We start from the raw sequence: 6,000 nt of genomic DNA on the forward strand, positions 1-6,000 counted from the left end.
TTGTTCAAGTCGTAAGTGCGCATTTCATGAAAAACACGATAGCATATTACCCGCTTGAATTTCAATTCATAGGGTCTTATGCTTGAGTGGTTTTCTATATTCCGAAATTAACCGTTATGACTAAATCTGCTGAAAATATCGAAAAGAAAATTGAAGCCCAGTTAGAGAAGCTGAAACAGTTAAAAGCACAGAAACAGGCTATTGAAGCAAGAGAACGTACCAAAAAGAAAGAACAGGAGCGCAAGGATGATACTAGGCGTAAAATTTTGCTCGGTTCTTACTTGATTAAGAAAATGCAGGCAAATGAAGCTAATAAAGAAAAAATACTCGCTGAACTCAACGAATATTTAACAGAAAATAGAGATCGACAGCTTTTTGATTTGCCCGACATTGAAGCCTAATTTTTCTTAGCTGTTTGGTTATTCTGTTCGGCTTGATACTCGGGAATGAGCGTGTTTAAAACCTTTTGAATATTGTCTTTGTCCTCTATCTGCAAATGATCCCGATAGTAAATTAAGTCCTGTATTTTGCTTTCCATCTGCATTTTTTCGGTGGGTTTGGCATTTTTGGATAGTCGGGATAATAGGAAGATATAACCGCATATATTTTCCCTCGCAATTTCATAATTTACGATGTCGAGGTATTCAACGGTCACATGCTTTAGATCGGTTGATAGGTTATTTAATTTAATCATGGCTGAAATCCTGATTTTTCTAAAATTGGATAAAGCTCTCTGAATTTTTCAGGCTCTAAAAGCATATCAGCGATACGAATAGCAAATTGTTGGTAGCTTTCTGTACCTTGTGAATATTTCCCCATTTCAGGCATTTCTGACATTTTATTCGCAAATAAATGGCGTTGTGCATCGGTCATTTTTATAAAAAAATCAGGCGTGTTTGGATCTCTTTTTGCTTCAACTTTTGGCTGTTGTTTTTGCTTAAATTTGAAAGAAAAACCTGAAATGATCCGTCCTTTTTTATGCTGTTCATACGTTACAGTAATATCAGTATGCTCATTAATTTGTTTAATTGATGGTTCAAGCACACGCTTTTTAAAGTCACTCATGGCGGTGTATTCACTATCAACAAGACCTAATCTGTTTCTAAACTCACTAAGTTCTAGTTGTGGAACTTTTCCAACTTCACGCCAAGCAATCAGCAATTCATAAAGCCTAGTGGCGTATTTACTGGTTAGGTGAGCAACTTGTTTAGCTTCATATTTTGTAAAGTGTTCTTCCAATCGTGTGATTAAAGGCACTACATCAGGAGCAAAAGTAATTTCTAACAATGCTAGGTCATCTACATAAAATATACGGCTTACCCAGCGAGATCGAACAATGCCGACTTTGCCTGTTTTTTTATATTCGGCTGTATAACTAAATTGACGATTAAACAGATTATTTACAGCTTCTCTCAAAGCTTTATATGACGCATCGGCAGATACATTGAATAGCTTGGCGTAGTCACTAGCATGTATTTCCAGTTTACTATCCGCAGTGATTCCTTGTCCCGATTCTCTAGCATTAATGATAGCTAGCATGATCAAACGTTGTTCCGTTAGCTCTAGGTTGTAACTGGCATTTATTAGAGCATTATCTTTCACGACTAAACTATTTTTCATAAGAAGAACTTATTATTATCTAATTAAAGGACAATGTAATCTAATATCTTTTTAAGGTCAATATTTATAATGTCTTTTAATTAAGAGCAAATGTCCGTTTATACAAGAGCAAATGTCCGTTTATACAAGAGCAAATGTCCGTTTATACAAGAGCAAATGTCCGTTTATATAGTCTGTAACACTTACTACACAAGGGTTTCAACCTGTCTAAAAGCATTAAAAGCTTTAAAAATAATTAAAAGCCTTTCGAGAGGGGAGTGCTAAAAACTGCCCTATGTACTCGCTAAAGCTCGTACTCTATTGAAGCTCGTTCCTCGCTTCGTGGGGCAGTTTTTAGTTAATCCTGTTGTGAAATCTAAAAGCAAAAGCATTTGTAATGTATTCGCTTCGCTCATACTTTTTGAAAAGCAAAAGCTCCAAAGTTCGCACCCATTCGGGATGCTCTGTAGCTACCGTTTAAAATCGAAAGGGAGCTTGTAATCAGAGAAAAGGCGAGGGCGAAATTTTGATGATGCTCAATCGCTCGTAGACACTCGCTCGGTTCTTATTATCTAGGTTTTAATTATTTACTGGAGCTAACCAAAGTTGTGAAACATTGCTTAAATAATAGGCGTGGAACGTGAAAAATCCATAAAAAAGCCCAATCGGGTGTGATTGGGCTATAAACTAGAAACTACAGCATTGATTTCTATAGATAATTATAACGCATTTCGTATAAGGTGTATTATGTTAATTTTAGAAAATCTTAAGATAATTATTAATGAGTGGCTTAATGAATAAAGAAATTTCTGTATTACTGCATGACGTTCCTACTCATGCAGATTACGCATGTGATGCAACAGATTTAGATCCAGAAGATATTCCTGAAGATCGTATAGAACAAGTCATAAATTTATTAAATTCTTCTGATGAAAATATTGTATTTGAGGCAGCAAAACTTCTGACTAATTGGGGACAATCCTCTGGTTTTGATGCATTAGTAAATTTATTAAATGAAAATAAATTAGTTGGTTATATAGATCATCGTTTACATGGTTATGATGATACACTTCAGCATGTACTTAGAGCTTTTGTTCGTTATTGGGCATTCCAAGCTGATCTAGGATTTGGTGAACAGGCTAGAATAAAAATATTTCATCCTATACAAAAGATTATAGAAATATCTAATACAGAACCATTTGATATTAGTCGCTTATTTTGGTTAATTGGTGATGAAAAATACGATGAATATATTCCTTTAATTAAAAACCATTTAATCCAAATAATAGATCATCCTGAATTACAATTTTGGAAAATCCATGATGCTATTGAACTGATGCTGAAATTAGAGCCTGAGTTTGTTCATAATTTATTAGAAGAAAAAGGCAAAACATTGGAAGACTTTAAAATTAACACTTTATAAAGTTATACATTTAACATAATGGTGGTTATACGAAATGCATACATTGAAATTTATAAAAATCAAAAACTTATGCTATAAATAATGTGCTCGATGATGTCGAAAAGCCGGCTTGGAAACAAGTCGGCTTTTTTATGTTCGATTCTGTAAGCTTTTGCCAATAAAAAATGGAAGAACTTTGCAAAAGTTACAATTTTGTATTAACATTTTTATATTAACAAAAAGCGATGCAACTATGGAAATTGAGTTTTCATGGGATGAGCATAAAGCAGAAATAAACCTTAAAAAGCATGGTATAGCTTTTGAAGATGCGACATTGGTTTTTTACGATGCTCATGCCTTATATAAACAGGATCGCTTTGAAAATGGTGAATATCGTTGGCAAGCGATAGGTATGGTACATGGGCAAGCTGTTTTATTGGTGGCCCACACAGTACAAGACCATAATGGGATGGATCATATCCGCATTATTTCGGCACGACAGGCAGAGAAAAAAGAGAGGAAACAGTATGAGCAAAACCGTTACGTACAAAGTAGATTTGAATAAACCTCCTGTTTTGTCTGAAGAACAAAAGGCAAGACTTGAAGCTCTGGCTAAACGCGCAGACAGTGAAATAGACTTTTCCGACATTCCTGAACTTGATGAAAGCTTTTGGAAAAATGCTGTCCAAAATCCGTTTTATAAGCCAACTAAACAAGTGACTACAGTACGCATTGATGCAGATGTCATGCAATGGCTAAAAGCACAAGGCAAAGGCTATCAGACACGTATGAATAAGATTTTACGTGATGCAATGCTGAATGATTTAAAAAATCACCCATAAAAACGGAGCTTAAGCTCCGTTTTTTACAAACTATTTTTAAGCTTATAGAATCTAAATTCGGGGTAAATTAAACCTATAATAAAAAGAATGGTAAATGCTATCCATAGAAACAAAGCCATAGCTCTAAGCTGTTCTTCATTCCATGAGCTTGATTCCATATCTAAGAAAAAGATACTCTTCCAGCCTTTAATATAATCAGCTCCACCCCATGAAATAATCCATTTGAACATTAAGCTAACTGCCAAATAAATAAGTACCCACACCCATGTAGACATAAATTACCTTATTATTTTTAATCACTTATTGGATAATTATAACTGATCTTAATAGTCTTATTTAACATAAAATCTCTTATGCGAAATTTCAGCTCGATGCTTTGAAATATGGCTTTAGCCATGTTTCAAAGTCGGGCAACTTTGCGCTTGCTGTAATCTGATCAGTAATAAGAAAAACCAAGCAAAGTACCGATCAACTAGTATTTTTTAGGGTCGATCTGACACCAGTCATACGTTTTTTCTTTGACACTACTCGGTTCAAACGAATAGCAATTTTTCCTCATGATTCTCACCAATGTTTCACCATCACTTTCTCTAATTTGTAGCGGATATTTTTTTAGTAAAGCCATATCAGCTCTACGGTTATCAATTTCGTCTTTGCTTGGCACGTATAAGAAGATTGCCAAAATGAATACCATCATCACAGCCACAAACGTGCTGGCAAAAATAAGGATAAGTTTTAAGTTGAGCCTGTTTGTAGCTTCGTTTAATGCCTGAATACTGTTGTTTAATGCACCTGTATGCTTCTTATTTGCGTTTTCTAGCGATTTTTCAGCCTTGTCTAGCACTCCACTAGCGACTTGGTTGTAAAACTGCTCTAATCGCTTCTTATCGTCTGCTATGGCTTCTCGATATTCCTTCATGGATGCCAATAAAATATATAACTGGTCATCTAAATCATTTTGATTACTCATAATGACATTCCGCCTCTACTTAGTTTTTGAGATGCCTTGCGGAGTGCTTGCTCGGCTCGTTGTTTATCTAATTCTTGCTGTCGTTTCATTTCCGCTTGGCGTTCCAGTTCTAGACGTTTGGTTTCTTGGTTCTTCTGCCATTGATCAAAACCTTGATCGACACGGTTTAAACCACGCTGTAAAACGCTCTCTTTCTGCTGTTTCTGTTGGTCAAGCTGTTGGGCGTTCTGCTGTTTCACATTGTCATTAAAACGGCTGATTTCAGTGTCTATGCCTTTTCTGCGTAATTGGGTGACTTTAGTGCCTTCATGGATGGTGGCTTGTAGTCCGTTATTCTGATCGGCATAGCTGCGGTGATCTATTTTTTCCTGTATGCCTGCTCGTTCCAAAGCACGATTGGCAAGGTTTGCCCACGTTTCCCGAATCTGTTTAATTTCGTCTTGGGTTGTACCCATACCAAGGCTTTTTCGTTTGGCGTTGCTGAGTTCAATATCGGTTTTGGTGGTCAGGGTGAGTTTATTGTCCGTGTCCAATTCGGCTTTTCGGGTGGTAAGCATGATATGGGCGTGATGATTCTTATCATTACCGCCTTTGCTGGGTTCATGGATGGCTAAATCTGCGATCACTCCATAGCGATCAACTAAGGACCTGGCAAAGTCTTTTGCCAAGTCCTTACGTTGATCAGCGTCTAATTCATCAGGTAGGGCAATGACCCATTCTCTAGCGGTTCGGGCATCTTTACGGTTTTCGGTTTTTTCTGCCAAGTTCCAAAGTTCACCACGGTCAATTTCAATATCTAAATTAGACAGAATTTCAGAATGGGCGACACCGTCTTTTCTCGTAAAGTCATGGGTCAGTCCTGTGCGTTCATCTTCTAGTTTTTCCCCTGCACGATATGCAGATGATGCAACCGCAGTTCGCCCCGAACTTCGGTTCACCGTTTTAGTGGAACAATGATAAATTGCCATGCAGTCGCCTTGGGGTGCTTTTGCTTTTAAAAAATTGCGTAGCAGTTTTTTGGGGTTAAGGGGTGTCCCCTTGCGCAACTTTGACTTGAACTTTGTTCAAGTCGTAAGTGCGCATTTCATGAAAAACACGATAGCATATTACCCGCTTGAATTTCAATTCATAGGGTCTTATGCTTGAGTGGTTTTCTATATTCCGAAATTAACCGTTATGACTAAATC

The 6,000-nt window shown here is 36.7% G+C and carries 9 protein-coding genes; 4 read left to right on the plus strand and 5 right to left on the minus strand.

Translation table 11 applies throughout. The features are described 5' to 3' along the window. Positions 1–116 precede the first annotated feature (116 nt). Entirely contained in the window at positions 117–401 is a 285-nt protein-coding gene (locus tag FTU65_RS15770) for a hypothetical protein (RefSeq protein WP_004871868.1), read from the plus strand. Here FTU65_RS15770 and FTU65_RS15775 read toward each other — a convergent pair. Next, a complete protein-coding gene (locus tag FTU65_RS15775) occupies positions 398–694 on the minus strand; it encodes a hypothetical protein (RefSeq protein ID WP_005265043.1) in 297 nt (98 codons plus the stop codon). The two genes, FTU65_RS15770 and FTU65_RS15775, sit on opposite strands and share 4 nt — an antisense overlap. After that, on the minus strand, positions 691–1,620 hold the full coding sequence (gene repM / locus FTU65_RS15780; protein WP_004871874.1) for a replication initiation protein RepM: 930 nt from the start codon (positions 1,618–1,620) through the stop codon (positions 691–693). The genes FTU65_RS15775 and repM overlap by 4 nt, the downstream gene beginning before the upstream one ends. 772 nt (positions 1,621–2,392) lie before the next feature. Here repM and FTU65_RS15785 point away from each other — a divergent pair. The 3 genes from FTU65_RS15785 (at position 2,393) to FTU65_RS15795 (ending at position 3,843) form a co-directional block, all read left to right on the plus strand. Continuing rightward, a complete protein-coding gene (locus tag FTU65_RS15785; protein WP_180067051.1) occupies positions 2,393–3,022 on the plus strand; it encodes a hypothetical protein in 630 nt (209 codons plus the stop codon). Between the two features lie 232 nt (positions 3,023–3,254). After that, positions 3,255–3,566, plus strand: a complete 312-nt coding sequence (locus FTU65_RS15790) for a BrnT family toxin (RefSeq protein ID WP_096902542.1) — start codon at positions 3,255–3,257, stop codon at positions 3,564–3,566. Continuing rightward, positions 3,529–3,843, plus strand: a complete 315-nt coding sequence (locus FTU65_RS15795) for a BrnA antitoxin family protein (protein WP_096902543.1) — start codon at positions 3,529–3,531, stop codon at positions 3,841–3,843. Before FTU65_RS15790 ends, FTU65_RS15795 begins: the two co-directional genes overlap by 38 nt. A gap of 23 nt (positions 3,844–3,866) precedes the next feature. On the opposite strand, the gene FTU65_RS15800 is transcribed toward FTU65_RS15795, so the two are convergent. The 3 genes from FTU65_RS15800 to mobQ all read right to left on the minus strand — a co-directional run bounded on the left by FTU65_RS15800 (position 3,867) and on the right by mobQ (position 5,781). After that, positions 3,867–4,118 (minus strand): hypothetical protein, encoded by a 252-nt coding sequence (locus FTU65_RS15800; RefSeq protein WP_004969151.1) that lies wholly within the window; start codon positions 4,116–4,118, stop codon positions 3,867–3,869. A 197-nt stretch (positions 4,119–4,315) separates the two neighbouring features. Further along, positions 4,316–4,813, minus strand: a complete 498-nt coding sequence (locus FTU65_RS15805; RefSeq protein WP_180006217.1) for a hypothetical protein — start codon at positions 4,811–4,813, stop codon at positions 4,316–4,318. Next, positions 4,810–5,781 (minus strand): MobQ family relaxase, encoded by a 972-nt coding sequence (mobQ, locus tag FTU65_RS15810; RefSeq protein WP_180067053.1) that lies wholly within the window; start codon positions 5,779–5,781, stop codon positions 4,810–4,812. The genes FTU65_RS15805 and mobQ overlap by 4 nt, the downstream gene beginning before the upstream one ends. Positions 5,782–6,000: the final 219 nt, after the last annotated feature.

This window comes from Acinetobacter sp. YH12129, from assembly GCF_013418685.1.
Taxonomy (GTDB): domain Bacteria; phylum Pseudomonadota; class Gammaproteobacteria; order Pseudomonadales; family Moraxellaceae; genus Acinetobacter; species Acinetobacter amyesii.

Excerpts from the sequence above, each read along its gene's own strand:
- FTU65_RS15790 (WP_096902542.1), top strand. The coding sequence starts at position 3,255 with ATGGAAATTGAGTTTTCATGGGATGAGCATAAAGCAGAAATAAACCTT.
- FTU65_RS15805 (WP_180006217.1), bottom strand. The coding sequence starts at position 4,813 with ATGAGTAATCAAAATGATTTAGATGACCAGTTATATATTTTATTGGCA.
- FTU65_RS15795 (WP_096902543.1), top strand. The coding sequence starts at position 3,529 with ATGAGCAAAACCGTTACGTACAAAGTAGATTTGAATAAACCTCCTGTT.
- FTU65_RS15775 (WP_005265043.1), bottom strand. The coding sequence starts at position 694 with ATGATTAAATTAAATAACCTATCAACCGATCTAAAGCATGTGACCGTT.
- repM (WP_004871874.1), bottom strand. The coding sequence starts at position 1,620 with ATGAAAAATAGTTTAGTCGTGAAAGATAATGCTCTAATAAATGCCAGT.
- mobQ (WP_180067053.1), bottom strand. The coding sequence starts at position 5,781 with ATGGCAATTTATCATTGTTCCACTAAAACGGTGAACCGAAGTTCGGGG.
- FTU65_RS15800 (WP_004969151.1), bottom strand. The coding sequence starts at position 4,118 with ATGTCTACATGGGTGTGGGTACTTATTTATTTGGCAGTTAGCTTAATG.
- FTU65_RS15785 (WP_180067051.1), top strand. The coding sequence starts at position 2,393 with ATGAATAAAGAAATTTCTGTATTACTGCATGACGTTCCTACTCATGCA.
- FTU65_RS15770 (WP_004871868.1), top strand. The coding sequence starts at position 117 with ATGACTAAATCTGCTGAAAATATCGAAAAGAAAATTGAAGCCCAGTTA.